This window comes from Mycobacterium sp. E2733 (assembly GCF_001667585.1).
GTDB lineage: Bacteria > Actinomycetota > Actinomycetes > Mycobacteriales > Mycobacteriaceae > Mycobacterium.
Map to the genome: position 1 here is coordinate 1 of NZ_LZJZ01000078.1, position 24,636 is coordinate 24,636.

Below are 24,636 nucleotides of genomic sequence, written 5' to 3' on the forward strand. Positions count from 1 at the left end.
ATGCGGCTCGGCGGTGCCACCGGGCCGGCCTCCGCGCGTGAACCGTTCGAGACCCCGGGCGCCACGGACGACGAACCCCCACCCTTCTAGGGGCTATACGTCAGACGGATTTGGTGACGCCGACGTAGGACAGCACCACGTCGGATTCGTCGGTCACTTGGGTCAGCGTCGCGTAGGACCTGATGAACGACTGACCCACGCATCCATCGATTTTGACGTGGAATCCGGTGACGATGACCCGCGGATTCGGGCCCTTGAACTCTTTCTTAGCCACCGGTACTTCGACTACGACACCGGGCTTGAGGCCTACGGTGATCAAGCCGTTCATCGGGGTGGTGACCAACGGCACCGGTGTCAGCGTACCGGTAAACACGCCGGCCAAGCCCAAGCCCGGGGTTACGCCGGCGTTGCCCCCGAGGGTGACGCCGTTCGACGTGCTCATGTCGATTCCACAGCCGATCTCGTAACCCACCTCGAGGACGCCGCGGGGCTGCTCGAGGCCGTCCAGCGATGCGGCGAACGTTCCGCTGGCGAGGTATTCGCGAGATGAGACCGCTGTGGTCAACGGCGCTATGGGGACTTGCGACTCGTCCCTCGCCCCGAGCGTCAGGGTCCAGCCTTCGGGCGTTGTGTAGGTCACCGGTTCGGATGAGGGCACCCGCCCGTCCTCCGGCGTCACCGCGGCGGCGTTTTCAGCGTCGGGGTCGGCGGCCGTTGGAGGCGCCATCACCGCTGACATGACGACGCACGACACGACGATCGCAGCGCGACGGACGACCACGGCTATCGGCCACACGTCCGACACCGTATATACGGCCTGGTTCCGGTCTCGGAATTTGGTGGTCGGGCCGCCGAAGTCGTTGTGCGTTCGTAATCGTCATGGGACATGGCCGCGGAAGGTCGGGCTGGAATGCCGCACGAACTTCGTTTGCCGGGCCGGTCGGATCGTTGCTCTGGTCGCGTTAGCGGGGTGAGTCGGGATCACGCGGAAGCGGCAGACGCTGCGGCGCTGGACGGTGCCCGACCGGCCTCGAAGCTCGAGCCGCACGACCGCGACGGCTGACCGCCCGCGGGTAAATCGCCTGGCCAGGACCACCGAGCCCGCGGGTGTGCCATGATGTCGGAGCTGTCAAGACATTAGGGAGCGGCCGTGGATCTCAACTTGTCGATCGTCACGCGACCGGTCGAGCGCCTGATTGCTACGGCGCAGAACGGGCTCGAGGTCTTGCGACTGGGGGGTTTGGAAACCGGCACGGTGCCGTCGCCGTCCCAGATCGTCGAGAGCGTGCCGATGTACAAGCTCCGACGTTATTTCCCGCCGGACAGCCGGCCCGACAAGCCGCGGGTGGGCCCGCCGGTGCTGATGGTGCACCCGATGATGATGTCGGCGGACATGTGGGACGTCACGCGCGAGGACGGCGCGGTCGGCATCCTGCACGCCAACGGGCTGGATCCCTGGGTCATCGACTTCGGCGAACCCGACAAGGTCGAAGGCGGCATGCGCCGCACCCTGGCCGACCACATCGTCGCGCTCAGCCAGGCGATCGACACGGTCAGGGACGTCACCGGAAACGACATCCATCTGGTCGGGTATTCGCAGGGTGGCATGTGGTGCTACCAGGTGGCCGCGTACCGGCGTTCGAAAAGCCTGGCCAGCATCGTCACCTTCGGTTCGCCGGTGGACACCCTTGCCGCCCTGCCGATGGGAATCCCGGCCAACTTCGCCGCGCCCGCCGCCAACTTCATGGCCGACCACGTCTTCAGCCGGTTGGACATCCCGAGCTGGATGGCGCGCACCGGCTTTCAGATGCTCGACCCGCTCAAGACCGCCAAGGCCCGGGTGGACTTCGTGCGCCAGCTGCACGACCGCGAGGCCCTACTCCCGCGCGAACAGCAGCGCCGGTTCCTCGAGCGCGAAGGCTGGATCGCGTGGTCCGGTCCGGCGATCTCCGAATTGCTCAAACAGTTCATCGCCCACAACCGGATGATGACCGGCGGATTCGCCGTCAACGGGCAGATGGTCACGCTCACCGACATCACCTGCCCGGTGCTGGCCTTCGTCGGGGAGGTCGACGACATCGGCCAGCCGGCGTCGGTGCGCGGCATCCGGAGGGCGGCTCCGGACGCCGAAGTGTACGAAAAGCGCATCCGCACAGGTCATTTCGGTTTGGTCGTAGGCTCCAAGGCGGCGCAGCAGAGCTGGCCGACCGTCGCCGAATGGGTGCGATGGCTCTCCACCGGGGGCGACAAGCCGGACGGCATCGACCCGATGGCCGACCAGCCCGAGGAGCACACCGACAGCGGCGTGGCGCTGAGCTCCCGGCTCGTGCACGGCATCGGCGAGGTTTCCGAGGCTGCGCTGGGTATGGCGCGCGGCGCGGCCAACACGGTCGTCGCGGCCAACAAGTCGATGCGCACCCTGGCCGTTGAAACGGCCCGCACGCTGCCGCGGCTGGTACGGCTGGGACAGATCAACGACCACACCCGAATCTCGCTGGGCCGCATCATCGACGAGCAGGCGCACGACGCCCCGCTGGGCGAGTTCCTGCTGTTCGACGGCCGCGTGCACACCTACGAGGCCGTCAACCGGCGCATCAACAACGTCGTCCGCGGCCTGATCGACGTCGGGGTGCGGCAGGGCGACCGGGTCGGCGTGCTGATGGAGACGCGGCCCAGCGCGCTGGTCGCCATCGCCGCGCTGTCCCGGCTGGGCGCCGTCGCCGTCGTGATGCGACCGGACGCCGACCTGTCGGCCTCGGTCCGGCTCGGGGGAGTGACCGAGCTGCTGACCGACCCCACCAACGTGGAGGCGGTGCTGGCGTCGGACCGCCAAGGGCTGCGGCAGGTGCTGGTGCTGGGCGGCGGCGAAACGCGCGACCTGCACCTGCCCGACGACAGCGACGTCATCGACATGGAGCGGATCGACCCGGACGCCGTCGAGCTCCCCGGCTGGTACCGGCCCAACCCGGGTCTGGCGCGGGACTTGGCGTTCATCGCGTTCAGCGCGGCCGGCGGCGAACTGGTCGCCAAGCAGATCACCAATTACCGGTGGGCGGTGTCGGCGTTCGGGACCGCCTCGACGGCCGCCCTGGACCGCCGGGACACCGTGTACTGCCTGACCCCGCTGCATCACGAGTCGGCGCTGCTGGTCAGCCTGGGCGGCGCGGTGGTCGGCGGAACGCGCATCGCGCTGTCCCGCGGCCTGGATCGCGACCGGTTCGTTCAAGAGGTGCGGCAGTACGGCGTCACGGTGGTGTCCTACACCTGGGCGATGCTGCGCGAGATCGTCGACGATCCCGCGTTCGTGCTGCACGGCAACCACCCGGTGCGGCTGTTCATCGGGTCCGGTATGCCGACGGGACTGTGGGAACGGGTCGTCGACGCGTTCGCGCCCGCCCACGTCGTGGAGTTCTTCGCCACCACCGACGGACAAGCCGTGCTGGCCAACGTGTCCGGCGCCAAGATCGGCAGCAAGGGCCGCCCCCTGCCGGGCGCCGGACGCATCGAGCTGGCCGCCTACGACGTCGAGCACGACCTGATCCTCGAGAACGACCGCGGCTTCGTCCAAATCGCCGAGCCGAAACAGGTCGGGGTGCTGCTCGCCGCGTCCAACGGCCCGATCGACCCGACGGCGTCGGTGAAACGGGGAGTCTTCGCCGCCGGCGACACCTGGATCTCCACCGAGCACTTGTTCTACCGCGACGACGACGGCGACTACTGGCTGGCGGGCAGGCGGGGCTCGGTGGTCCACACCGCGCGCGGTCCCGTCTTCGAAGAGCCGGTCAACAACGTGCTCGGCTGCGTCAACGGTGTCGATCTCGCGGTGACCTACAACGTTCCCGTCGGCGATCGCGAGGTCGCCGTCTCGGCGGTTACGCTGCTTGCGGGGGCCAGCATCACCGCGGCCGACCTGACCGACGCCGTGGCCAAGATCCCGATCGGCGTGGGTCCCGACATCGTTCAGGTATGCCCGGAGATGACATTGAGCGCGACCTACCGCCCGACCGTCAGCGCCCTGCGCGCGGCGGGAATCCCCAAGCCGGGCCGCCAGGTCTGGTACTTCGACGCCGAGGGCAACTTCTTCCGAAAGCTGACCCCCGGCGTGCGGGCCGAGCTGAGTGGGCGCACCGATGGTTGACGATTCACTGCTGGAAATCCTGGTCTGCCCTGCCGACCGGGGACCGTTGCTGCTCGTGGACTCGGACGATGGGGAGCTGCTGTACAACCCGCGGCTGCGGCGTGCCTACCGCATCGAGGACGGCATCCCGGTGCTGCTCATCGACGAGGCCCGCGACGTCGACGACGACGAACACGCCCGGCTCATGGCACAAGGCCGTCCGGCAGATCCCCGGTGAGGTAGCGCTGCAGGTTCGGCGCGATGGTTTGCGCGACCTGCTCGGCCGGCAGCAACGCGAACGGTTCCAAGCGCAGGATGTAGCGCGCCATCACCACGCCGACCAGTTGCGACGCGACGAACTGGACGCGGATCAGTCCGCTGCCGGGTGGATTGTCAACGCGCGGTCCCACTTCCACCCCTATCACGTCCTCGATGAACGTGCGGAACAGGTTGACCTCCGAGCCGGCCAGGATGGACCGCAGCGTGGCGATGAAGCCGGTGCCCAGGTCGGAATCCCACAGCGGCAACAACATCGACGGCAGCCGGTAGCCGACTTCCTCGATCGGCACGTCGCGCAGCGGGCCGATGATGTCCATCGGGTCGATGGGGATGTGGACGGCGGCAGCGAACAGCTTCTCCTTGGTGCCGAAGTAGTGATGCACCAGCGCCGAATCCACACCCGCCGCGGCCGCCACCGCGCGGATCGATGTATTGCCAATGCCGTTGGTGGCAAACAATTCTCGGGCGCTGGTCAGGATCCGGTTACGGGCGTCGGATCCGCCGGCCGGCCGCCCGGGCCGCCTGCGCCCGGTGTTGGGTGCCGCCACTACGGGGTCCGCCGCCGCAGTGTCGCCGCGGCCAGGCCCAGCGCGATGAGCGCCGAGCCGAGCACGACGACGATGTCACGCACCGCGATGTAGGTCAGCTGCGGGTGCGCGCTCACCTGCTGCAGCGCCTCCAGCGCGTAACTGGCCGGCATCACGTTGCTGACCCACTGCAGCCAGTGCGGCATCAGCGCGCGCGGCACGATGATGCCGGCCAGCAACAGCTGCGGCACCATCACCAGCGGGATGAACTGGACGGCCTGAAACTCCGTGCGCGCGAACGCGCTACAGAGCAGGCCCAGCCCCACGCCGAGGACGGCGTTGACGATCGCGATCACGAACACCCACGCCGGGCTGCCGGCGGTGTCGAAGCCGAGCAACCAGAACGACACGATGCACGCCAAGGTGGCCTGGGCCGCAGCGGCCACCGAGAAGGCGGTGCCGTAGGCGATCAAAAGATCGAACCGGCGCAGGGGGGTGGTCAGAATGCGCTCCAGCGTCCCGGAGGCGCGCTCCCGCTGCATCGTGATCGCGGTGATGATGAACATCACGAACAGCGGGAAAAGGCCCAGCAGGATCAGGCAGGCGTTGTTGAACGGTGCCGGGGCGCCCGGGCGATGCGGCGCGTTCTGGAACATGAAGTACATCAACGTGATAACCAAGACCGGCACGAACAAGATCATCGCGACGCTGCGGTGGTCGGCCGCCAGCTGGCGCAGGATCCGCGTCGTGGTGGAGGTGTAACCCTTGAGCCCTAACCGGCCTGGCGCATGGTGTTGCGCTTGATGATGGACAGAAACGCGTCCTCCAGTGATGTGCATCCGGTGTCCTCTCGTAGTCGGGCCGGGGTGGTGTGGGCGAGCAGGTGACCATCGCGCATCAACAGCAGGTCGCCGCAGTGGTCGGCTTCGTCCATGACGTGGCTGGACACCAGCAGCGTGGTTCCGGCGCGGGCGAGCTCGGTGAACTGCTCCCACAGATCCGCGCGCAGCACGGGGTCCAGGCCCACCGTGGGCTCGTCGAGCACCAGCAGGTCCGGCTGGCAGACGAGCGCGCACGCCAGCGACGCCCGGGTGCGCTGACCGCCGGAAAGGTTGGCGCAGAAGGCGGTTCGGTGATCGGCCAGCCCGACTCGCTCGATCGCGGCGTCGGCGGCCTCGTGGCCGAAACCGTACAGCGAGGCGAAGTAGCGAACGTTGTCGACGACCCGCACATCGTTGTAGATGGTCGGATCCTGCGGCAGGTATCCGACCCGGCGGTGCAGCGCCGCCGACCCGGCCGGATGGCCGAGCACGGTGACGGTTCCCGAATTCACGATCTGCGTGCCGACGATGCACCGCATCAGCGTGGTCTTGCCGCAGCCGGACGGGCCGAGCAGGCCGGTGATGCTGCCCCGCCCGATTTGCACCGAGAAGTCGTGCAGGGCGGGGCGTTTACCGCGGATGACGCGCAGATGCTCGATGCTGACGGCGGGGGCTCGGCCTGTCGCCGATAATTCATCACGCGATGAAGTCATCATGTGATGAATAATCGTCCCCGGATCGGGGGTTGTCAAGGGTGCTTGACGGCGGGGTTCAGACGCGGTGCGGTGCCCCTCGGCTGCCAAGCCGATTGAAGCGATCGAACCCTCTGACCCATTCGAGGAAGTCCTTCGCCTGCCTCAGTGCATCGTCGTTCTTCAACGCGCTCGACTTGGGCCCCCACTCCGGGTACTTCAGGCCAGTCGCTTTCAAATTTTCCAGTTCTTCGGTTGCTTGTTTGAAAATGTCATATGCCGCATCGGTGCAGAGAAATGACGTCACCGATGGCTTATCGCTCTTGGTGTTTGAACCCGGATCCTCGTAGAACGTGGCGCCTTGGGTCATTTCCTTCCGGAAGTTTTCGTTTGCGTTGTTCAATGAGGTGAAGTATTCGAAGTCGAAGTCATCGCCACCGATTGGACGTGGTGCGCCGAAACCGTGCGCCTTCTTCTGATCTTTGGTGGCCTGCCACATCATGTTGCCGATTAGGAACTGGCCTTGGTCCCATTGCAGGTAGACGATGTCTTTGACGCTGGCCAGGCACATAATCCCGGAGCATTGAGCGCACGACTCCAGCGACGTATAGATGGTGACGTCCTTGAGGAGCGTCGAGTAAGGCGGCAACGGCGTTGCCCCGGTGTCGAGGTCTGTCCCGGTGCGTGGCGGTGCCGGCCGGTCGGATGCTGCGGTGGCGAACAGGCTGTGCCGCTGCTCTAAGCGCTGGTCAAAGCCGACGATAGCGCGTAGGCCACCGGGCAGGGAATCGTTCGGCTTGAGGGCCTCCCAGGGGTCATATATCTGGGTCAGCGCGAAAAGCCGGCGTACCAGGCGGGACTCGGCATGCTCCACGGTGCTGTCGAAAACATCGTTGTGATTGAAGTCGAAGTCCATGATGCGCCCTTCGCCGTCCACCGCCAGCGCGGCGATGTTGTGACCAAGGTACGAGCCGCCCTTGTAGACGTTGCGGCCCTCCTCGATTGTGGCGAGTTCCTGATTCTTGCGCCATTTCCCATAGTCGCCGACTTCGCCATACTTGTTGCCGTTCCACTTGTCGTGGATCAAGGCGCACAGCAATAGCGAATAGATCCGGTGTCGCTCCTTGGCCGCGGCGTCGATGTTCGGCGGCTCTAATGTCGTGAATTGTTTGAGGCTGGATTCCCAGAACGGTTTCAATGAATCGGGAGTTGGACGGTCATCGGTCATCGGCGCTGCCCCCTCGGTGATTTGCGTTCCCGCGGCTGTACTCCCGATTTGACACCTCGGTCATCGATCTTGCGTAGGGGCCTAGGTCACCAGGGTGGGGGCGATGCTCGCTGCCGCGGCCCGACACCCCAGGCGGCTTAAGGGAATTGACCCCTGCCGATGCGCGCGAGGCCGTGGCGGCTTCAGCGTTCGGGCGGACCGGGGCGGCGCTGGGGCAGGTGTCCGTGCACGCCCTCGGCGTAGGCCGTCTCGGCGTGCTGGGTGAGGTCGACGCCGGTGGTCTCGTCCTCCGGGCTGACCCGGAAGCCCATCATCCGATCGATCACTTTCGCGAGCATGAACGACACGGTGAACGCGTACAGCGCGACGACGACGATTGCGAGCGTCTGCTTGCCCAGCTGGGCGAGGCCGCCCCCGTAGAAGAGGCCCTGCGGGCCCGACGTCATGACCGCGGTGGCGAGCAGCCCGATCAACGACACACCGACGACACCGCCGACGAAGTGCACACCGACCACGTCGAGCGAATCGTCGTAGTTGAAGCGGAATTTGGCGCCCACCGCGAATGAGCACACGACACCGGCCGCAAGTCCCACGACCGCCGCGCCGAGCGTGTTGACCGTCCCGCACGACGGGGTGATGGCGACCAGGCCGGCGACCACCCCGGACGCCGCGCCGAACGTCGTGGGCCGGCCGTCGCGAACCCGTTCGACCGCGAGCCAGCCGAGCATGCCGAGGCAGCCGGCGACGAGGGTGTTCAGGAAGATGGCCGCGGCGGTTCCGTTCGCGGCCAGGGCGGAACCCGCGTTGAACCCGAACCATCCGAACCACAGCAGACCGACACCGAGCAGCACGAGCGGCAGATTGTGCGGCCGCATGGCGTCCTTCTTGAAGCCGATGCGCGGACCGAGCACCAGTGCCAGGGCCAGGGCCGAGGAACCCGACACGATCTCGACGACGAGGCCGCCCGCGTAGTCCAGCACACCCAGCTTGGCCAGCCAGCCGCCCGGGCCCCACACCCAGTGCGCCACAACCGAATACACGACCACCGCCCACGCCGGGACGAACACCATCCAGGCCGCGAACTTGGCGCGGTCGGCGATGGCGCCGCTGACCAGCGCCGCGGTGATGATGGCGAACGTCACCTCGAAGGTGGCGAACAGCAACTCGGGAACCGCACCGTGGACGGTGTCGGGGGTGATGCCCAGCATCCCGATGTGGCGGAGGTTGCCGACGAACCCGCCCGCCCCGTCCTCGGAGAACGCGATGGTGTAGCCGGCCAGCAACCACGCCACCGTGACCAACGGGATGGAGATGAAGCTCATCATGATCATGTTGAGCACCCCGGTGGTGCGGACCATGCCGCCGTAGAAGATCGCCAGGCCGGGGGTCATCAGCAGGACCAGCGCGGTGCTGGCAAGCAGCCACGCGGTGGCAGCGGGGTCGATCGAGTGCATGATGTGGACTCCTTCTCGGGCCCTGAGGGTTCCCGCGACACCGGGATACTGCCATGGAAGTGCTGCCGGTAGGTTCGGTGGGTGGCCGCAAGCCAGCTGCTCGTCGACCCCATCGCGGCCGCGCATCGGCTACTCGGCGCCACCGTCACCGGGCGGGGCGTCAGCGCCGTCATCGTCGAGGTCGAGGCGTACGGCGGCGTTCCGGACGGCCCGTGGCCGGACGCCGCGGCGCACTCCTATCGCGGCATCAGCGGGCGCAACGCGGTGATGTTCGGTCCTCCCGGCCGGCTCTACACCTATCGCAGCCACGGGATCCACGTCTGCGCCAACGTTTCCTGCGGGCCGGACGGCACAGCCGCGGCCGTCCTGTTGCGGGCCGCCGCGCTGGAGGATGGCACCGACACAGCGCGCGCCCGGCGCGGCGAACTGGTTCGCGCGGCCGCGCTGGCGCGGGGCCCCGGCAACCTGTGTTCGGCACTCGGAATCACCATGGACGACAACGGGATTGACCTCTTCGACCCCGCCAGCCCGGTGACCCTGCAACTCAACGAGTCGCTGACCCCCGTGTCCGGTCCGCGCGTCGGGGTCAGCCAGGCCGCCGACCGGCCGTGGCGATTTTGGCTCCCGGGCCGCCCGGAAGTGTCGGCATACCGGCGCAGCCCGCGGGCGCCCGCCCCCGGAACCAGCGACTAGACGGCGACGGGGGCGGCGGCGCGAAACGCGGGGTCCATGCGCCGCGCGAGGAACACGAACGTCACGGCCAGCAGCGGTGCGACGGCGCTGTAGATCGCGGCAGGCGTGGCCATCTCGGCGCTGTTCAAGAGCTGTGGACTCAACGCGACCCCCATCGCCACCACGGCGTTGTGCATTCCGACCTCCAGGCTGACCGCGACGGCCTGGGGCGGTGCCAGCCGCATCAGGCGCGGCGCCAGATAGCCGACCGTCAGGCTCACCGCGCAGAAGGCCACGACGGCTCCGCTCAGCAATCCGAGGTTGTGCCACAAGGTCGTTCGCCCCCCGGCGATGGCGGCGAGCACGGCGAGCACGAGCATTGTGAGCGCGACGATTCGGACCGGTTTCTGCAGTCGCCGGGCCAGTTCGGGGAAGCGGTGGCGGACCACAAGCCCGATCGCGATGGGAACGAGTATCAGGCCGATCACCACGAAGAACTTGTCCAGCTGCAGCGGGAGCAACCGCCCTTCGCCGAGGAACCACGTCATCGACACCGCCAGAATCGCGGGCAACGCCACGATGGACAACACGGCGTTGGTGGCGGTCAGCGTGAGGTTGAGCGCCAAGTCGCCGTTGAACAGGTGGCTGAGGATGCTGGACATCGTCCCGCCCGGGGTGGCGGCCATCAGCATCAGCCCGACCGCCAGGTGGGGCTCGAGGCGGAAGACGTCGGCGATGACCAGGCACAGGGTGGGGAGCAGCAGCGACTGGCAGGCGAGCGCGACGACCAGTGGTCTGCGCAACGTGGCGGCGCGCTTGAAGTCGTCGACCGTGAGCGTCAGCCCGAGGGCGAGCATGATGATCACGACCACCAACGGCCAGTATCGGTTGTCCATGACGCTCCGCGTTGTTGGTGCGCTGAGGGGGAAGGCGATGGCGCGACGATGCGCCGCGCCGTTAGCTTGCCTTATCAGGTAGCGCAGGAGCGAATCGTGGCCGCGCGAGCGACTAAAGTCGGCGGCGATGTCTTCCGGGATCCTTGACGAGCTGGGCTGGCGCGGGCTGATCGCGCAGTCCACCGACCTCGACGCACTGGCCGCCGAGGCGCAGCGCGGGCCGTTGACGGTTTACGCCGGCTTCGACCCGACGGCGGCGAGCCTGCACGCGGGGCACCTGGTGCCGATGCTGGCCCTGCGTCGTTTCCAGCGCGCCGGCCACCGTCCGATCGTGCTCGCCGGTGGCGCCACCGGCATGATCGGTGACCCGCGCGACGTCGGCGAGCGCACCCTGAACGAGGCGGACGTCGTCGCCGACTGGACCGAGCGCATCCGCGGGCAACTGGAGCGCTTCGTCGATTTCGATGAATCCCCGACGGGCGCGGTCGTGGTCAACAACCTGGACTGGACGGCCCCGCTGTCGGCCATCGAGTTCCTGCGTGATCTCGGCAAGCACTTCTCGGTCAACGTCATGCTGGATCGCGACACCGTCCGGCGGCGGCTGGAGGGCGAGGGCATCTCCTACACGGAGTTCAGCTACATGCTGCTGCAGGCCAACGACTACGTCGAATTGCACCGCCGGTACGGCTGCGCGCTGCAGATCGGCGGCTCCGACCAGTGGGGCAACATCATCGCCGGCGTGCGGTTGGTCCGTCAGAAGCTGGGCGCGGCGGTGCACGCGCTCACCGTCCCGCTGGTGACCGCGGCCGACGGCAGCAAGTTCGGCAAGTCCACCGGCGGCGGCAGCCTGTGGCTGGACCCGGCGATGACCACCCCCTACGCCTGGTACCAGTACTTCTTCAATACCGCCGACGCCGACGTCATCCGTTACCTGCGGTGGTTCACCTTCCTGACGGCCGACGAGCTGGCCGAACTGGAACAGGCCACCCAGGAGCGCCCCCAGCAGCGCGCCGCCCAGCGCAGGCTGGCCCGCGAACTGACCGTGCTGGTGCACGGTGAGGCGGCCACCGAGGCGGTCGAGCACGCCAGCCGGGCGCTCTTCGGGCAGGGCGAACTCGACCGCCTGGACGAGGCGACGTTGTCGGCGGCGTTGCGCGAGGCCTCGGTCGCCGAGCTCAAACCCGGCGGCCCCGACGGGATCGTCGACCTCCTGGTGGCGAGCGGCCTGTCCGAGAGCAGGAAGGCGGCGCGCCGCACCATCGGCGAGGGCGGGGTGTCGGTCAACAACATCCGGATCGACAGCGAGGAGTGGGCGCCGCAGCCCTCGGACTTCCTGCACGGCCGGTGGCTGGTGCTGCGCCGCGGCAAGCGGACCGTCGCCGGGATCGAAAAGGTCTAGAAACCGCACTCGCAAAACGCGTTGCTGCGCAAACCTTTACCGCACCGTGTTGCGCTTGTGACCCGCACAGGCCAGGGTGGTCACGATGACGGCTTCCCGGCGTGTGGAACGGGCCCTGCTGCGTGTGCTGATCCTGACCGCCTGCGTGGCGGCCCTGGCCGCCCCGCTGGCCGCGCCCGTCAGCGCCGACATGCGGGGCAACGCCTTCCTGATGGCCCTGACCAACGCCGGCATCACCTATCCGCACCCGGCCGGCGCCCTCGCGCTGGGCCAGTCGGTCTGCCCGATGATCGTCACGCCCGGCCAGTCCTTCGACTCGGTCGCTGCCGAAATGTCTCAGCGCAGCGGCCTGGGCTACGAGTCGGCCGGCCTGTTCACCATCGTCGCCGTCGCCAACTACTGCCCGGCGGTGATAGCGCCGCTGCTGCAGAACCGGCTCACGGCGTACTAGGGCGCGGGCCCCCGTATCCTCGGCTGCGTGGTCGACGACAGGCAGCGGGGCGAACGGCGCCCGCGCTCATCCGGAGGCTGGTCAGGGCCGGGCCGCGCGCGCCCGGCTCAGCCGCAGAAGCCCGACGGCCACCGCACCCCGGATCCCGGGCCGCCGATACCGCCGGGCGTGGAGGCGCGGCAGCTGGCGCCTGAAATCCGGGGCGAGCTGAGCACCCTGGACCGCGCCACGGCCGATGCGGTGGCGCGCCACCTGGTCGCCGCGGGTGAATTGCTCGACGAGGACCCCGAGGCCGCGCTCGGTCACGCCCGCGCGGCGCGCGCCCGGTCCAGCAGGATCGCCGCGATTCGCGAGGCGGTCGGCATCGCCGCCTATCACTGCGGCGACTGGGCCCAGGCGCTGGCCGAATTGCGTGCCGCTCGCAGGATGGGCAGCAAGTCCAACCTGCTCGCCCTCCTCGCGGATTGCGAACGCGGACTTGGCCGCCCGGAAAGGGCGATCGAACTCGCGCGGGGGCCGGAGGCGGCCCAGCTCCATGGTGAGGACGCCGACGAGCTGCGCATCGTTGCCGCCGGCGCGCGCGCGGACCTCGGGCAGCTGGAACAGGCGCTGACGGTGTTGTCTACGCCGCAACTGGATCCCAGCCGCCGGGGCTCGACGGCGGCGCGGTTGTTCTACGCCTACGCGGACACGCTGCTGGCGCTCGGCCGCAATGATGAAGCGCTGCAATGGTTCCTGCGCTCGGCCGGCGCCGACGTCGAAGGCGTCACCGACGCCGAAGACCGGGTCAGCGAGCTGGGCTTCAGATGACAAGCATTGCGCGCCAATATGATTGCCTGCTGCTCGACCTGGATGGGACGCTGTTTCGCGGCCGCCGGCCCACCGAGGGTGCGGTGCAGGCGCTGGCCGAAGTGCGCAGCCGCGCGTTCTTCGTCACCAACAACGCATCGCGCAGCGCCGCCGACGTCGCGGCGCACCTGACCGAACTCGGCTTCACCGCCACCGCCGACGACGTCGCCACCAGCGCGCAGAGCGCGGCCCGGCTGCTGGCCGACCAGCTGCCGGCCGGGTCACCGGTCCTGATCGTGGGCACCGACGCGCTGGCCGACGAGGTCAAGGCGGTCGGGCTGCTACCGGTGCGCCGGTATGACGACGATCCGGTCGCCGTCGTCCAGGGCCTGTCGACGACGATCAGCTGGCCGGACCTCGCCGAGGCCGCGCTGGCGATCCGGGCCGGCTCGCTGTGGGTGGCGGCCAACGTCGATCCGACGCTGCCGACCGAGCGGGGCCTTCTGCCCGGGAACGGATCCATGGTCGCCGCGCTGCGCGCGGCCACCGGCGCCGAACCCCAGGTCGCGGGCAAGCCGGCGCCCGGGTTGCTCACGGATGCGGCGGCCAGGGGCGATTTCCGCGCGCCCCTGGTGGTCGGCGATCGGCTGGACACCGACATCGAGGGCGCCAACGCGGCCCGGCTGCCCAGCCTGATGGTGCTCACCGGGGTCAGTTCGGCACGGGACGCCGTGTACGCCGACCCTGTGCACCGGCCCACCTATATCGGTCACGACTTGCGCTCCCTGCACCAGGACGGCGAGCAGCTCGCGGTCGGGCCCCAGCCGGGGTGGCGCGTCGACGTCGACGAGCGGGCGGTCACCGTCAGCGGCGACGGGCCCGACGACGGCGACGGGCTCTCGATCGTGCGGGCGGTCGCCAGCGCGGTATGGGGTACGGAGTCGGACGGGCGTGCGATCAACATCGAGGCCGCCGACGACCGCGCCCGCGCCGCATTGCAACGCTGGTCATTGGTGCCCAGCGACTGACGGGTGAACCTGCCCGGGGACGCGATGCGCATCGGTGTCCCGGTTCTCGCACCGGGGGGCCGGTGCAGCGCCGCTTGGGTCGGTCCGGACGCCGACGCATATTTCCTGCATTTCGGGGTAGTGACAAGCCAAAGCCACACGACGAGAACGAGGTACAGGAGAGTCGACACGTGATAGTTCGAACTGCCTTCATCGCCGCGGCAATCGCGGCAGCCGCCGTTGGTGCGGCGTCGCCGGCGAGCTCGGCGCCAGGATGCCTGGGTGCTACCGGCATGTGTGCCGCGGACCCGGCACCGGCGCCCCCACCACCGCCGCCGCCCCCGCCGGGCGCCACCGCCGCCTGCAAGGACGGCAGCTTTTCGTTCGATAAGCACATCCGCTACGCATGTCAGCTCCACGGCGGCGTCGTGCAGCGGTTCTAGCGAAGGCTACCGACACGCTGTCGTGTCGGCCGTGCATCGCCACACATTCTGAAGTGCCAATTCGAAGGGGCCACCGTGCGCTTGGCCGCGCGCGAGAACCGGAACGGCGGCCGCCCCGTCAACGCCGGTATACCACGATGAAAACGGACTCCTCACCGCTGGGCGTGGTGGGCGACCCAGCATGAATTGCCGCGTCCTCGCCGGGTGTTCCGTCAAGCATCGGTAGGCTTTCGGGGGTTGGTTCCCGAACCTGGCAAACCGAAGAACACGCCGCCGCGGCGGCAGGGGATAACATCTTCCATGCGATCGAGTCCAACCCCCCGCCGCGCGCTCAAGAACGGACATCGTGGCCTAGAGCGCAGATGAAAACCGCAGTTCAGACACCCAAAGTACAGCGCACAGGAGTTTCTACGCGATGAGAATCGACCCCGATCAGATTCGCGCGGAAATCGACGCCCTGCTTGTCCAGCTTCCCGATCCGGCCGACGCCGAACGGAAGCCGTCGCTCGCCGAGCTCGAGGAGATAGCGCGTCGCCTTTCCGAGGCGCACGACGTGCTGCTCGCCGCGCTGGAGTCGGCGGAGAAGGGCTGAGTGCGCGCATGTCTCGCCGCGCCCGCGTCGACGCCGAGCTGGTTCGGCGCGGCCTCGCGCGATCGCGTCAGCAGGCCGCCGAGTTGATCGGCGCCGGACGGGTCAGCATCGATGGCCTGCCGGCGCGCAAGCCGGGAACGGCCGTCGCCGTCACCGCGGCCCTGACCGTCGCCGACGACGGCGAACGGGGGTGGGTCTCCCGCGGCGCGCACAAGCTGATCGGCGCCCTGGACACCTTCGGAATCCCGGTGGCGGGCCGCCGCTGCCTGGACGCGGGGGCGTCCACGGGTGGGTTCACCGAGGTCCTGCTGGATCGCGGGGCCGCCGAGGTGGTTGCGGTGGATGTCGGATACGGGCAGCTGGCGTGGTCGCTGCGCTGCGACCCGCGGGTCGTCGTCGTCGAGCGAACCAACGCCCGCGACCTGTCCCTCGAGGCGATCGGCGGACCGGTAGACCTCATCGTGGCCGACCTGTCCTTCATTTCGCTCGCCACCGTGCTGCCCGCGCTGGCTGGATGTGCTTCGCCCACCGCGGATATCGTTCCCATGGTGAAGCCGCAGTTTGAGGTGGGCCGGGGCCTGGTTGGCCCCGGCGGAGTGGTGCACGACCCCGCCCTGCGTGCCGATGCCGTGCTGGCGGTGGCGCGGCGCGCCGACCAGCTGGGCTGGCATCCCGTCGGGGTCACCGCCAGCCCGCTGCCCGGCCCGTCGGGCAATGTCGAATACTTCCTGTGGCTGCGCGGCGAGACCGATCGGGGATTGGCGGATGACGAATTGGTGGCAGCGGTGCGGCGCGCGGTAGACGAGGGCCCGTCATGACCGAGCATCGCACCGTGCTGATGGTGGTCCACACCGGCCGCGAAGAAGCCACCGATACGGCGGCCCGTGTCCAGAAAGTGTTGGGCGACAACGATATTGCCCTTCGCGTCCTGTCCGCCGAGGCGGTCGACCGCGGCTCGCTGCACGTGGCTCCCGACGACATCCGGGCGATGGGCGTCGAAATCGAGGTGGTCGACGCCGATCCGCAGGCCGCCGTCGGCTGCGAACTGGTGCTGGTGCTCGGTGGGGACGGCACCTTCCTGCGCGCGGCCGAACTGGCCCGCAACGCCGGGATCCCGGTGCTGGGCGTCAACCTGGGCCGGATCGGTTTCCTGGCCGAGGCCGAGGCGGAGGCCATCGACCGGGTGCTGGACCACGTCGTCGCCAAGGACTACCGGGTCGAGGACCGCCTGACGCTGGATGTGGTCGTGCGCGCGGGCGGCCGTGAAATCGAACACGGCTGGGCGCTCAACGAAGTCAGCCTGGAGAAAGGCCCGCGGCTGGGCGTGCTGGGGGTGGTCGTCGAGATCGAGGGGCGGCCGGTGTCGTCGTTCGGATGCGACGGTGTGCTGGTGTCGACGCCCACCGGGTCCACCGCCTACGCGTTCTCCGCGGGCGGGCCGGTGTTGTGGCCGGACCTCGAGGCAATCTTGGTGGTGCCCAACAATGCTCACGCACTGTTCGGCCGGCCGATGGTCACCAGCCCCGACGCCACCATCGCCATCGAGATCGAGGCGGACGGTCATGACGCCCTGGTGTTTTGCGATGGCCGCCGCGAAATGCTGATTCCCGCCGGCAGCCGGATCGAGGTGAAACGTTGTGACACACCGGTGAAATGGGCGCGGCTGGACAGCGCGCCGTTCACCGACCGGTTGGTCCGCAAGTTCCGGTTGCCGGTCACCGGGTGGCGTGGAAAGTAGATGCTGACCGAAATCCGCATCGAGTCGCTGGGCGCCATCAGCGCAGCGGTGGGGGAGTTCGACCGTGGCCTGACCGTCCTGACCGGCGAGACCGGCACCGGCAAGACCATGGTGGTGACCGGCCTGCACCTGCTCGGCGGCGCCCGCGCCGACGCCACCCGGGTGCGGTCGGGGGCCGACCGCGCGGTTGTCGAAGGCCGTTTCACCACAACCGATCTCGAGGATGCCGCGGTGGCGCAACTGGACGAGATGCTGGACGCGTCGGGAGCGGAGCGCGACGAGGACGGCAGCGTGATCGCGCTGCGATCGGTCAGCCGCGACGGCCCGTCGCGGGCGTATCTCGGCGGCCGCAGCGTCCCCGCCAAATCGCTGGGTGACTTCACCACCGAGCTGCTCACCCTGCACGGGCAGAACGACCAGCTGCGGCTGATGCGGCCCGAGGAACAACGCGGCGCCCTCGACCGGTTCGCCAAGGCCGGCCCCGCGCTCGAGCGCTACCGCAAACTGCGCGACGCCTGGCTCACCGCGCGGCACGACCTGGTCGACCGCCGGAATCGCATGCGCGAACTCGCCCTGGAATCCGACCGACTGAACTTCGCGCTCAACGAGATTGACACCGTCGACCCGCAGCCGGGCGAGGACGACGCATTGGTCGCCGATATCGTGCGGCTCTCCGAACTGGACACGCTGCGGGAGGCCGCGATGACCGCCCACGCGGCGCTCTCCGGAGCGCCCGACGACGCGGAGGCCTCCGGGCACAGCGCCGCCGACAGCCTGGGGCGGGCACGGGCCGCCCTGGAGTCGACCGATGACCCCAAGCTACGTGCGCTGGCCGGGCAAGTAGGTGAGGCGCTGACGGTGGTCGCCGACGCGGCCGGCGAACTCAGCGGCTTCCTGGACGAGCTGCCGGTCGATGCCAGCGCGCTGGAAGCCAGGCTGGCCCGGCAAGCCGAACTGCGCACGCTGACCCGCAAGTACGCCGCGGACATCGACGGGGTGCTCCGCTGGGCTGACGAGTCGCGGCGCCGACTTGCCCAACTCGACGTATCCGAGGAAGGCCTGACGGCGCTGGCGGCCCGGGTCGACGAGCTCGCGCGTGAATTGGGCCAAGCCGCAGTCGATCTCAGTGGTATTCGGCGGAAGGCCGCCAAGCGGCTCGCCAAAGAGATCACCGCCGAGCTCTCCGGGCTCGCGATGGCCGACGCTCAATTCACCATCGACGTGACCAACGACGTGGCCGCCGACAAGGACGACCCGGCCGCGCTCGCGCTTCCGTCGGGCGAGCTGGCCCGGGCGGGCGCCGACGGCGTCGATCAGGTGGAGTTCGGTTTCGCCGCGCACCGCGGGATGGACCAGCTGCCGCTGGCCAAGAGCGCCTCCGGCGGCGAGCTGTCCCGGGTGATGCTGGCCTTGGAGGTGGTGCTGGCCGCCTCGCGCAAAATTTCCGAGGGCACCACCATGGTGTTCGACGAGGTCGACGCCGGCGTCGGCGGCCGGGCCGCGGTGCAGATCGGCCGGCGGTTGGCGCGGTTGGCGCGCACGCACCAGGTCATCGTGGTGACGCATCTGCCGCAGGTCGCGGCGTATGCCGACGTGCACCTGGTGGTGCACAGCGCCGGACCGAAGGGGACCAGCGTGGTGCGGCGGGTCACCGGCGACGAGCGGGTCGTCGAGCTGGCGCGGATGATGGCCGGGCTCGGCGAGTCCGACAGCGGCCGTGCGCACGCCCGCGAACTGCTCGACGCGGCGCAGAAGGATGAGATCTAACGCTTCGCCCGGGTTCTGCGCTCCGCGCGAGCGTGCGCGTTTGCGCGGCGACACGCCGCTGAACCCGTGCAACTGTGCGCCTCGCGCGACCAAGCCGTTAGCGGCTTGTGACTAATGGGACTCTAGATAACTTCTGAGGCTGATGTTACGGCGCGCCTCCACGCGTCCTCCGTGCATCACCGACAGAATCGCCCCCATGAAGATGTCAGGCCTGCTAACCCGTAACACCGCCCGGCCGGGCCTCGTCGGCACCGCGCGGGTAGACCGGAACATCGACCGATTGCTGCGCAGGGTGTGCCCCGGCGACATCGTGGTGCTCGACGTCCTGGATTTGGACCGCATCACGGCGGACGCCCTGGTGGAGGCCGATATCGCCGCGGTCGTCAACGCCTCGCCGTCGGTCTCGGGCCGCTATCCCAATATGGGGCCGGAGGTGCTGGTCAACAACGGGGTCACCCTGATCGACGAGACCGGACCGGACATCTTCAAGAAGGTGAAGGACGGCGCCAAGATCCGCCTGTACGAAGGCGGGGTGTACTCCGGCGACCGCAGGCTGGTCCGCGGCACCGAGCGCACCGACCACGACATCGCCGACCTGATGCGGGAAGCCAAGAGCGGCCTGTCCGCGCACCTGGAGGCGTTCGCGGGCAACACAATCGAGTTCATCAAGAGCGAAAGCCCGCTGCTGATCGACGGCATCGGCATCCCCGACATCGACGTCGACCTGCGCCGCCGGCACGTGGTGATCGTCGCCGACGAGCCCAGCGCCGAGGAGGACCTGAAGTCCCTCAAGCCGTTCATCAAGGAGTACCAGCCGGTGCTCTTCGGCGTGGGCAGCGGCGCGGATGTGTTGCGCAAGGCGGGTTATCGCCCCCAGGTCATCGTCGGCGACCCCGACCACATCAGCACCGATGCCCTCAAGTGCGGCGCCCAGGTCGTCCTGCCCGCCGACGCCGACGGCCACGCGCCGGGCCTGGAGCGCATCCAGGACCTCGGTGTCGGGGCGATGACCTTTCCGGCCGCGGGTTCGGCGATCGACCTGGCCCTGCTGCTGGCCGATCACCACGGCGCCGCGCTGCTCGTGACCGCCGGCCACACCGCCAACATCGAGACGTTCTTCGACCGCACGCGTGCGCACAGCAACCCCTCGACGTTCCTGACCAGGCTTCGGGTCGGGGAGAAGGTGGTGGATGCCAAAGCCGTGGCCACCCTGTACCGCAACCACATCTCGGCGGGCGCCATCGCACTGCTGGCGCTGACCATGCTCATCGCGGTCATCGTCGCCCTGTGGGTGTCCCGCACCGACGGCGTGGTGCTGCACTGGGTCACCGACTACTGGAACCACTTCTCCCTGTGGGTTCAGCATTTGGTGAGCTAGGGCCGAAGATGATCTCGCTCCGTCAACACGCGTTATCGCTGGCCGCCGTCTTCCTGGCGTTGGCCGTGGGAGTGGTGCTCGGTTCCGGTTTCCTGTCCGACACCCTGCTGTCCAGCCTGCGTGACGAGAAGCGGGACCTGCACACCCAGATCAACGGGCTCAACGACCAGAAGAACGTGCTCAACGAAAAGCTCAGCGCGGCAAACAACTTCGACATCCAGCTGGCCGGTCGGATGGTGCACGACGCGCTCGGCGGCAAGTCCGTCGTGGTGTTCCGCACCCCGGACGCCAAAGACGACGACGTGGCCGCGGTGTCGAAGATCATCGGCCAGGCCGGCGGCGCGGTCACCGGAACCGTGTCGCTGACCCCGGAATTCGTCGAGGCCAATTCCGCGGAGAAGCTGCAGACCGTGGTCAACTCGTCGATCCTGCCCGCCGGTCAGCAGCTGAGCACCAAGCTCGTCGACCAGGGCTCGCAGGCCGGCGACCTGATGGGCATTGCCTTGCTCATCAACGCCAATCCAGCGGTCCCACCCGTTGACGAGCCGCAGCGCGACACCGTGCTGGCAGCGCTGCGCGACACCGGATTCATCACGTATCAGCCGAGCGATCACCTGGGCGCGGCGAATGCCGCGCTGGTCGTCACCGGCGGCTCGCTGCCCCAGGACGCCGGCAATCAGGGCGTCAGCGTCGCCCGGTTCGCCGCCGCGCTGGCGCCGCACGGCTCGGGCACGCTGCTGGCCGGGCGGGACGGTTCGGCGACCGGCGGCGCGGCCGTCGCCGTGACGCGCGCCGACGCCGGGATGAACTCGGCGGTCAGCACCGTCGACGACGTCGACACCGCCCCCGGCCGCATCACGGCGGTGCTGGGCCTGCACGATCTGATGAACGGCGGCCACGCCGGTCAGTACGGCACCGGTCACGGCGCGACGTCGATCACGGTGCCTCAGTAGCGGGCGTGTTCGCCGCGACACTTCCGTGGTGGATGTTAGGGTGGGTTTCCGTGGGTCGGCAGGCCCAACTAGTTATCGGCTAGAAATTCGACGCCCTGCCCGTCTTCACGGAGGCCGCCTGTGCGAAAGCACCCGCAAACCGCCACCAAGCACCTCTTCGTCAGCGGGGGCGTCGCGTCCTCTCTGGGTAAGGGTCTTACCGCCAGCAGCCTCGGTCAGCTACTGACGGCCCGCGGGTTGTACGTGACGATGCAAAAGCTGGATCCGTACCTCAATGTCGACCCGGGCACCATGAACCCGTTCCAGCACGGCGAGGTGTTCGTCACCGAGGACGGGGCCGAGACCGACCTCGATGTCGGCCACTACGAGCGGTTTCTGGATCGCGACTTGTCCGGCTCGGCGAATGTCACGACGGGCCAAGTGTATTCGACGGTCATCGCCAAGGAGCGGCGCGGCGAATACCTCGGCGACACCGTGCAGGTGATCCCGCACATCACCGACGAGATCAAGAGCCGGATCATGGCGATGGCCGAGCCGGACGCCCATGGCAACCGCCCGGACGTGGTCATCACCGAAATCGGCGGCACCGTCGGCGATATCGAGTCGCAGCCGTTCCTGGAGGCGGCGCGCCAGGTCCGCCACGACCTGGGCCGGGAGAATGTCTTCTTCCTGCACGTCTCGCTGGTGCCGTACCTGGCGCCGTCGGGCGAACTCAAGACCAAGCCCACCCAGCACTCGGTGGCGGCGCTGCGCAGCATCGGTATCACCCCGGACGCGCTGATCTTGCGCTGCGACCGGGACGTCCCCGAAGCGCTGAAGAACAAGATCGCGCTGATGTGTGACGTCGACATCGACGGCGTCATCTCCACCCCGGACGCACCGTCGATCTATGACATCCCGAAGCGGCTGCACCGCGAGGAGCTCGACGCGTTCGTGGTGCGCCGGCTCAACTTGCCGTTCCGCGACGTCGACTGGACCGAGTGGGACGACCTGCTGCGCAGGGTGCATGAGCCGCACGAGACCGTACGGATTGCTTTGGTGGGCAAGTACGTTGAGCTATCGGACGCCTACCTGTCGGTCACCGAGGCGCTGCGTGCCGGCGGGTTCAAGCACCACGCCAAGGTGGAGATGCAATGGGTGGCCTCCGACGACTGCGAGACCGCGGCGGGTGCGGCGGCGGCGCTGGGCGACGTGCACGGCGTGCTGATCCCGGGCGGCTTCGGCATCCGCGGGATCGAGGGCAAGATCGGCGCCATCCGCTACGCGCGGTCGCGTGGGCTGCCGGTGCTGGGCCTGTGCCTCGGTCTGCAATGCATCGTGATCGAGGCCGCGCGCTCGGCGGGGCTCGAGAAGGCCAATTCGGCCGAATTCGACCCCGGGACACCGGATCCCGTGATCTCCACGATGGCCGACCAAGTCGACGCCGTGGCCGGCCAGGCCGACCTGGGTGGCACGATGCGGCTGGGCGCCTATCCCGCCGTCCTGCAGCCGGATTCGGTCGTCGCCCAGGCGTACGGCACCACGCAGGTATCGGAGCGGCACCGGCACCGCTACGAGGTCAACAACGCCTACCGCGACAAGATCGCCGAGAGCGGCCTGCGGTTCTCCGGAACCTCGCCCGACGGGCATCTGGTCGAGTTCGTCGAGTACCCTCCGGAGGTGCACCCGTTCATCGTCGGGACCCAGGCCCACCCGGAGCTCAAGAGCCGGCCCACCCGGCCGCACCCTCTGTTCGTCGCGTTCGTCGGGGCGGCCCTGGACTACCAGTCGGGCGAGCTGCTTCCGGTGGAGATCCCCGAGCACGCCTCCAACGGCAACCAGCAGCGGGACGGCGTCAGCCAGTCGCTACCTGAGCCCGCGACCCGTGGCTGAACACGATTTCGAGACGGCGTCATCCGAAACGCTGTACACGGGAAAGATTTTCGCGCTGCGCAGCGACCATGTCCGAATGCCGGGCGGTACCACCGCGATTCGTGAAGTCGTCGAGCACTATGGTGCCGTCGCCATTGTGGCGTTGAACGAGGCCGACGAGATCGCGATGGTCTACCAATATCGCCACGCGTTCGGCCGGCGGTTGTGGGAGCTTCCGGCGGGATTGCTGGACGTGGTGGGGGAGCCGCCGCAGCAGACGGCGGCCCGTGAGCTCCAAGAGGAGGTCGGCCTGCGGGCCGGCACGTGGCAGGTGCTGGTCGACCTGAATTCCGCACCGGGCTTCAGCGACGAATCGGTGCGCGTCTATCTGGCCACCGAGCTGACCGAAGCGGCGCGCCCGGAGGCGCATCACGAGGAAGCCGACATGACGATGCGCTGGGTTCCCGTCGCCGATGCGGTCCGCCAGGTGTTCAGCGGCGAGATCGTGAATTCCCTTGCGATAGCCGGGGTTTTGGCCGCCCACGTGGTGACCGAGGGCGGTGCCGAACCGCGGCCGGTGGACAGCCCGTGGCCTGACAAGCCGACCGCGTTCGTCGCGCGGAAGGCCGCGCAGTGACGACGGTAGCCCTGGACACCCAAGTGCAGGGCTACCTCGACCACCTCACGATCGAACGGGGCGTCGCGGCTAACACCCTCAGCTCCTATCGCCGCGACCTGCGCCGCTACACAAAGCACTTGTCGGACCGCGGAATTCACGATTTGGCCAAGGTCGGCGAGGACGACGTCAGCGAGTTCCTGGTGGCGCTGCGTCGCGGCGACCCGGACTCGGGTACGCCGGCGTTGTCTGCGGTGTCGGCGGCGCGGGCCCTGATCGCGGTGCGCGGCTTACACCGGTTCGCCGCGGCCGAAGGCCTCGCCGAGCTGGACGTGGCGCGCGCGGTCCGGCCGCCCACCCCGGGCCGCCGGCTCCCCAAGAGCCTGACCATCGACCAGGTGCTGGCGCTGCTGGACGGCGCGGGCGGAGACAGCGCCTCCGACGGCCCGCTCACGCTGCGCAACCGGACGCTACTGGAACTCCTGTACTCGACCGGGGCGCGCATCTCCGAGGCTGTCGGCCTCGACGTCGACGACGTCGACACCCGGGCCAGGTCGGTGCTGCTGCGCGGCAAGGGCGGCAAGCAGCGGCTGGTGCCGATCGGGCGGCCCGCCGTGAACGCGCTGGACGCCTATCTGGTGCGGGGCCGACCGGACCTGGCGCGTCGCGGCCGCGGGATACCGGCCATCTTCCTCAACGTGCGCGGCGGCCGGCTGTCGCGGCAAAGTGCGTGGCAGGTGCTACAGGACGCCGCCGAGCGCGCCGGGATCAGGTCGGGCGTGTCGCCGCACATGCTGCGGCACTCGTTCGCGACCCACCTGCTCGAGGGCGGCGCCGACGTGCGGGTGGTGCAGGAGTTGCTGGGACACGCCTCGGTGACGACGACCCAGATCTACACGATGGTCACCGTGCACGCGCTGCGCGAGGTGTGGGCGGAAGCGCATCCGCGCGCGCAGTAATTGGGAT

The 24,636-nt window shown here is 68.7% G+C and carries 24 protein-coding genes; 17 read left to right on the forward strand and 7 right to left on the reverse strand.

All coding sequences use genetic code 11. The annotated features are described in order from the left end of the window. Positions 1-100: 100 nt before the first annotated feature. Entirely contained in the window at positions 101-781 is a 681-nt protein-coding gene (locus A5678_RS12940) for an MspA family porin (RefSeq protein WP_197502131.1), read from the reverse strand. Between the two features lie 369 nt (positions 782-1,150). Here A5678_RS12940 and A5678_RS12945 point away from each other — a divergent pair, with 369 nt between their 5' ends. Together A5678_RS12945 and A5678_RS12950 are read left to right on the forward strand one after the other, a co-directional pair. Then, the gene (locus tag A5678_RS12945; RefSeq protein WP_068042876.1) at positions 1,151-4,138 is read left to right on the forward strand and encodes an acyl-CoA synthetase; all 2,988 of its coding nucleotides are present in this window, start codon (positions 1,151-1,153) and stop codon (positions 4,136-4,138) included. Further along, positions 4,131-4,355, forward strand: coding sequence for a Trm112 family protein (locus tag A5678_RS12950; RefSeq protein WP_068042954.1), 225 nt, complete (start codon positions 4,131-4,133; stop codon positions 4,353-4,355). The genes A5678_RS12945 and A5678_RS12950 overlap by 8 nt, the downstream gene beginning before the upstream one ends. Here the strand turns inward: A5678_RS12950 and A5678_RS12955 are convergent. From A5678_RS12955 to A5678_RS12975, 5 genes are all read right to left on the reverse strand, one after another. After that, the gene (locus A5678_RS12955; protein WP_068042878.1) at positions 4,321-4,944 is read right to left on the reverse strand and encodes a TetR/AcrR family transcriptional regulator; all 624 of its coding nucleotides are present in this window, start codon (positions 4,942-4,944) and stop codon (positions 4,321-4,323) included. The two genes, A5678_RS12950 and A5678_RS12955, sit on opposite strands and share 35 nt — an antisense overlap. Next, complete coding sequence (locus A5678_RS12960; RefSeq protein ID WP_156746899.1) at positions 4,944-5,762, reverse strand: ABC transporter permease; 819 nt, start codon at positions 5,760-5,762, stop codon at positions 4,944-4,946. Before A5678_RS12960 ends, A5678_RS12955 begins: the two co-directional genes overlap by 1 nt. Then, positions 5,696-6,460 (reverse strand): ABC transporter ATP-binding protein, encoded by a 765-nt coding sequence (locus A5678_RS12965; protein WP_068042882.1) that lies wholly within the window; start codon positions 6,458-6,460, stop codon positions 5,696-5,698. Before A5678_RS12965 ends, A5678_RS12960 begins: the two co-directional genes overlap by 67 nt. A gap of 55 nt (positions 6,461-6,515) precedes the next feature. Further along, positions 6,516-7,664 (reverse strand): hypothetical protein, encoded by a 1,149-nt coding sequence (locus tag A5678_RS12970; RefSeq protein ID WP_156746900.1) that lies wholly within the window; start codon positions 7,662-7,664, stop codon positions 6,516-6,518. Positions 7,665-7,846: 182 nt separating this feature from the next. Further along, positions 7,847-9,118 carry an ammonium transporter gene (locus A5678_RS12975; protein ID WP_068042887.1) on the reverse strand — a complete coding sequence of 424 codons (1,272 nt, stop codon included), beginning with the start codon at positions 9,116-9,118 and terminating at the stop codon, positions 7,847-7,849. Positions 9,119-9,199: 81 nt separating this feature from the next. Here A5678_RS12975 and A5678_RS12980 point away from each other — a divergent pair, with 81 nt between their 5' ends. After that, a complete protein-coding gene (locus A5678_RS12980) occupies positions 9,200-9,811 on the forward strand; it encodes a DNA-3-methyladenine glycosylase (RefSeq protein ID WP_068042890.1) in 612 nt (203 codons plus the stop codon). Here A5678_RS12980 and A5678_RS12985 read toward each other — a convergent pair. Then, complete coding sequence (locus A5678_RS12985) at positions 9,808-10,869, reverse strand: bile acid:sodium symporter family protein (protein WP_255396917.1); 1,062 nt, start codon at positions 10,867-10,869, stop codon at positions 9,808-9,810. The genes A5678_RS12980 and A5678_RS12985 overlap by 4 nt on opposite strands. On the opposite strand from A5678_RS12985, the gene tyrS reads away from it, so the two are divergent. The 14 genes from tyrS to xerD all read left to right on the forward strand — a co-directional run bounded on the left by tyrS (position 10,814) and on the right by xerD (position 24,629). Then, positions 10,814-12,085 carry a tyrosine--tRNA ligase gene (gene tyrS / locus A5678_RS12990; RefSeq protein WP_068042894.1) on the forward strand — a complete coding sequence of 424 codons (1,272 nt, stop codon included), beginning with the start codon at positions 10,814-10,816 and terminating at the stop codon, positions 12,083-12,085. The genes A5678_RS12985 and tyrS overlap by 56 nt on opposite strands. A gap of 76 nt (positions 12,086-12,161) precedes the next feature. Beyond that, complete coding sequence (locus A5678_RS12995) at positions 12,162-12,536, forward strand: DUF732 domain-containing protein (RefSeq protein WP_197502129.1); 375 nt, start codon at positions 12,162-12,164, stop codon at positions 12,534-12,536. Positions 12,537-12,563: 27 nt separating this feature from the next. After that, positions 12,564-13,346: a hypothetical protein gene (locus A5678_RS13000; protein WP_082945544.1), complete on the forward strand. Its 783-nt coding sequence runs from the start codon at positions 12,564-12,566 to the stop codon at positions 13,344-13,346. Beyond that, positions 13,343-14,353 (forward strand): HAD-IIA family hydrolase, encoded by a 1,011-nt coding sequence (locus tag A5678_RS13005; protein WP_068042899.1) that lies wholly within the window; start codon positions 13,343-13,345, stop codon positions 14,351-14,353. The genes A5678_RS13000 and A5678_RS13005 overlap by 4 nt, the downstream gene beginning before the upstream one ends. A 272-nt stretch (positions 14,354-14,625) precedes the next feature. Further along, positions 14,626-14,775: a DUF3761 domain-containing protein gene (locus A5678_RS27550; protein WP_197502130.1), complete on the forward strand. Its 150-nt coding sequence runs from the start codon at positions 14,626-14,628 to the stop codon at positions 14,773-14,775. 415 nt (positions 14,776-15,190) lie between these two features. Next, positions 15,191-15,367: a hypothetical protein gene (locus tag A5678_RS27110; RefSeq protein ID WP_156746901.1), complete on the forward strand. Its 177-nt coding sequence runs from the start codon at positions 15,191-15,193 to the stop codon at positions 15,365-15,367. Between the two features lie 8 nt (positions 15,368-15,375). Beyond that, a complete protein-coding gene (locus A5678_RS13010) occupies positions 15,376-16,185 on the forward strand; it encodes a TlyA family RNA methyltransferase (RefSeq protein ID WP_068042902.1) in 810 nt (269 codons plus the stop codon). Beyond that, the gene (locus A5678_RS13015; RefSeq protein WP_068042904.1) at positions 16,182-17,105 is read left to right on the forward strand and encodes an NAD kinase; all 924 of its coding nucleotides are present in this window, start codon (positions 16,182-16,184) and stop codon (positions 17,103-17,105) included. Before A5678_RS13010 ends, A5678_RS13015 begins: the two co-directional genes overlap by 4 nt. Beyond that, on the forward strand, positions 17,106-18,872 hold the full coding sequence (gene recN / locus A5678_RS13020; protein WP_068042906.1) for a DNA repair protein RecN: 1,767 nt from the start codon (positions 17,106-17,108) through the stop codon (positions 18,870-18,872). It abuts the gene before it with no gap. Positions 18,873-19,068: 196 nt separating this feature from the next. Then, positions 19,069-20,250, forward strand: a complete 1,182-nt coding sequence (gene steA, locus A5678_RS13025; protein ID WP_068042907.1) for a putative cytokinetic ring protein SteA — start codon at positions 19,069-19,071, stop codon at positions 20,248-20,250. Between the two features lie 8 nt (positions 20,251-20,258). Beyond that, positions 20,259-21,203, forward strand: coding sequence for a copper transporter (locus A5678_RS13030; protein ID WP_068042911.1), 945 nt, complete (start codon positions 20,259-20,261; stop codon positions 21,201-21,203). A gap of 120 nt (positions 21,204-21,323) precedes the next feature. Further along, entirely contained in the window at positions 21,324-23,075 is a 1,752-nt protein-coding gene (locus A5678_RS13035; protein WP_068042914.1) for a CTP synthase, read from the forward strand. Then, positions 23,068-23,691 carry an NUDIX hydrolase gene (locus A5678_RS13040; RefSeq protein ID WP_068042916.1) on the forward strand — a complete coding sequence of 208 codons (624 nt, stop codon included), beginning with the start codon at positions 23,068-23,070 and terminating at the stop codon, positions 23,689-23,691. The genes A5678_RS13035 and A5678_RS13040 overlap by 8 nt, the downstream gene beginning before the upstream one ends. Further along, positions 23,688-24,629, forward strand: a complete 942-nt coding sequence (gene xerD / locus A5678_RS13045) for a site-specific tyrosine recombinase XerD (protein WP_068042918.1) — start codon at positions 23,688-23,690, stop codon at positions 24,627-24,629. Before A5678_RS13040 ends, xerD begins: the two co-directional genes overlap by 4 nt. The last annotated feature ends 7 nt before the right edge of the window (positions 24,630-24,636 follow it).

Coding starts and splice junctions, on each gene's coding strand:
- A5678_RS12950 (WP_068042954.1), top strand. CDS start 4,131: ATGGTTGACGATTCACTGCTGGAAATCCTGGTCTGCCCTGCCGACCGG.
- A5678_RS12960 (WP_156746899.1), bottom strand. CDS start 5,762: ATGCACATCACTGGAGGACGCGTTTCTGTCCATCATCAAGCGCAACAC.
- A5678_RS12965 (WP_068042882.1), bottom strand. CDS start 6,460: ATGATGACTTCATCGCGTGATGAATTATCGGCGACAGGCCGAGCCCCC.
- A5678_RS12970 (WP_156746900.1), bottom strand. CDS start 7,664: ATGACCGATGACCGTCCAACTCCCGATTCATTGAAACCGTTCTGGGAA.
- A5678_RS12975 (WP_068042887.1), bottom strand. CDS start 9,118: ATGCACTCGATCGACCCCGCTGCCACCGCGTGGCTGCTTGCCAGCACC.
- tyrS (WP_068042894.1), top strand. CDS start 10,814: ATGTCTTCCGGGATCCTTGACGAGCTGGGCTGGCGCGGGCTGATCGCG.
- A5678_RS13005 (WP_068042899.1), top strand. CDS start 13,343: ATGACAAGCATTGCGCGCCAATATGATTGCCTGCTGCTCGACCTGGAT.
- A5678_RS27550 (WP_197502130.1), top strand. CDS start 14,626: ATGTGTGCCGCGGACCCGGCACCGGCGCCCCCACCACCGCCGCCGCCC.
- A5678_RS27110 (WP_156746901.1), top strand. CDS start 15,191: ATGAGAATCGACCCCGATCAGATTCGCGCGGAAATCGACGCCCTGCTT.
- A5678_RS13010 (WP_068042902.1), top strand. CDS start 15,376: ATGTCTCGCCGCGCCCGCGTCGACGCCGAGCTGGTTCGGCGCGGCCTC.
- A5678_RS13015 (WP_068042904.1), top strand. CDS start 16,182: ATGACCGAGCATCGCACCGTGCTGATGGTGGTCCACACCGGCCGCGAA.
- recN (WP_068042906.1), top strand. CDS start 17,106: ATGCTGACCGAAATCCGCATCGAGTCGCTGGGCGCCATCAGCGCAGCG.
- steA (WP_068042907.1), top strand. CDS start 19,069: ATGAAGATGTCAGGCCTGCTAACCCGTAACACCGCCCGGCCGGGCCTC.
- A5678_RS13030 (WP_068042911.1), top strand. CDS start 20,259: ATGATCTCGCTCCGTCAACACGCGTTATCGCTGGCCGCCGTCTTCCTG.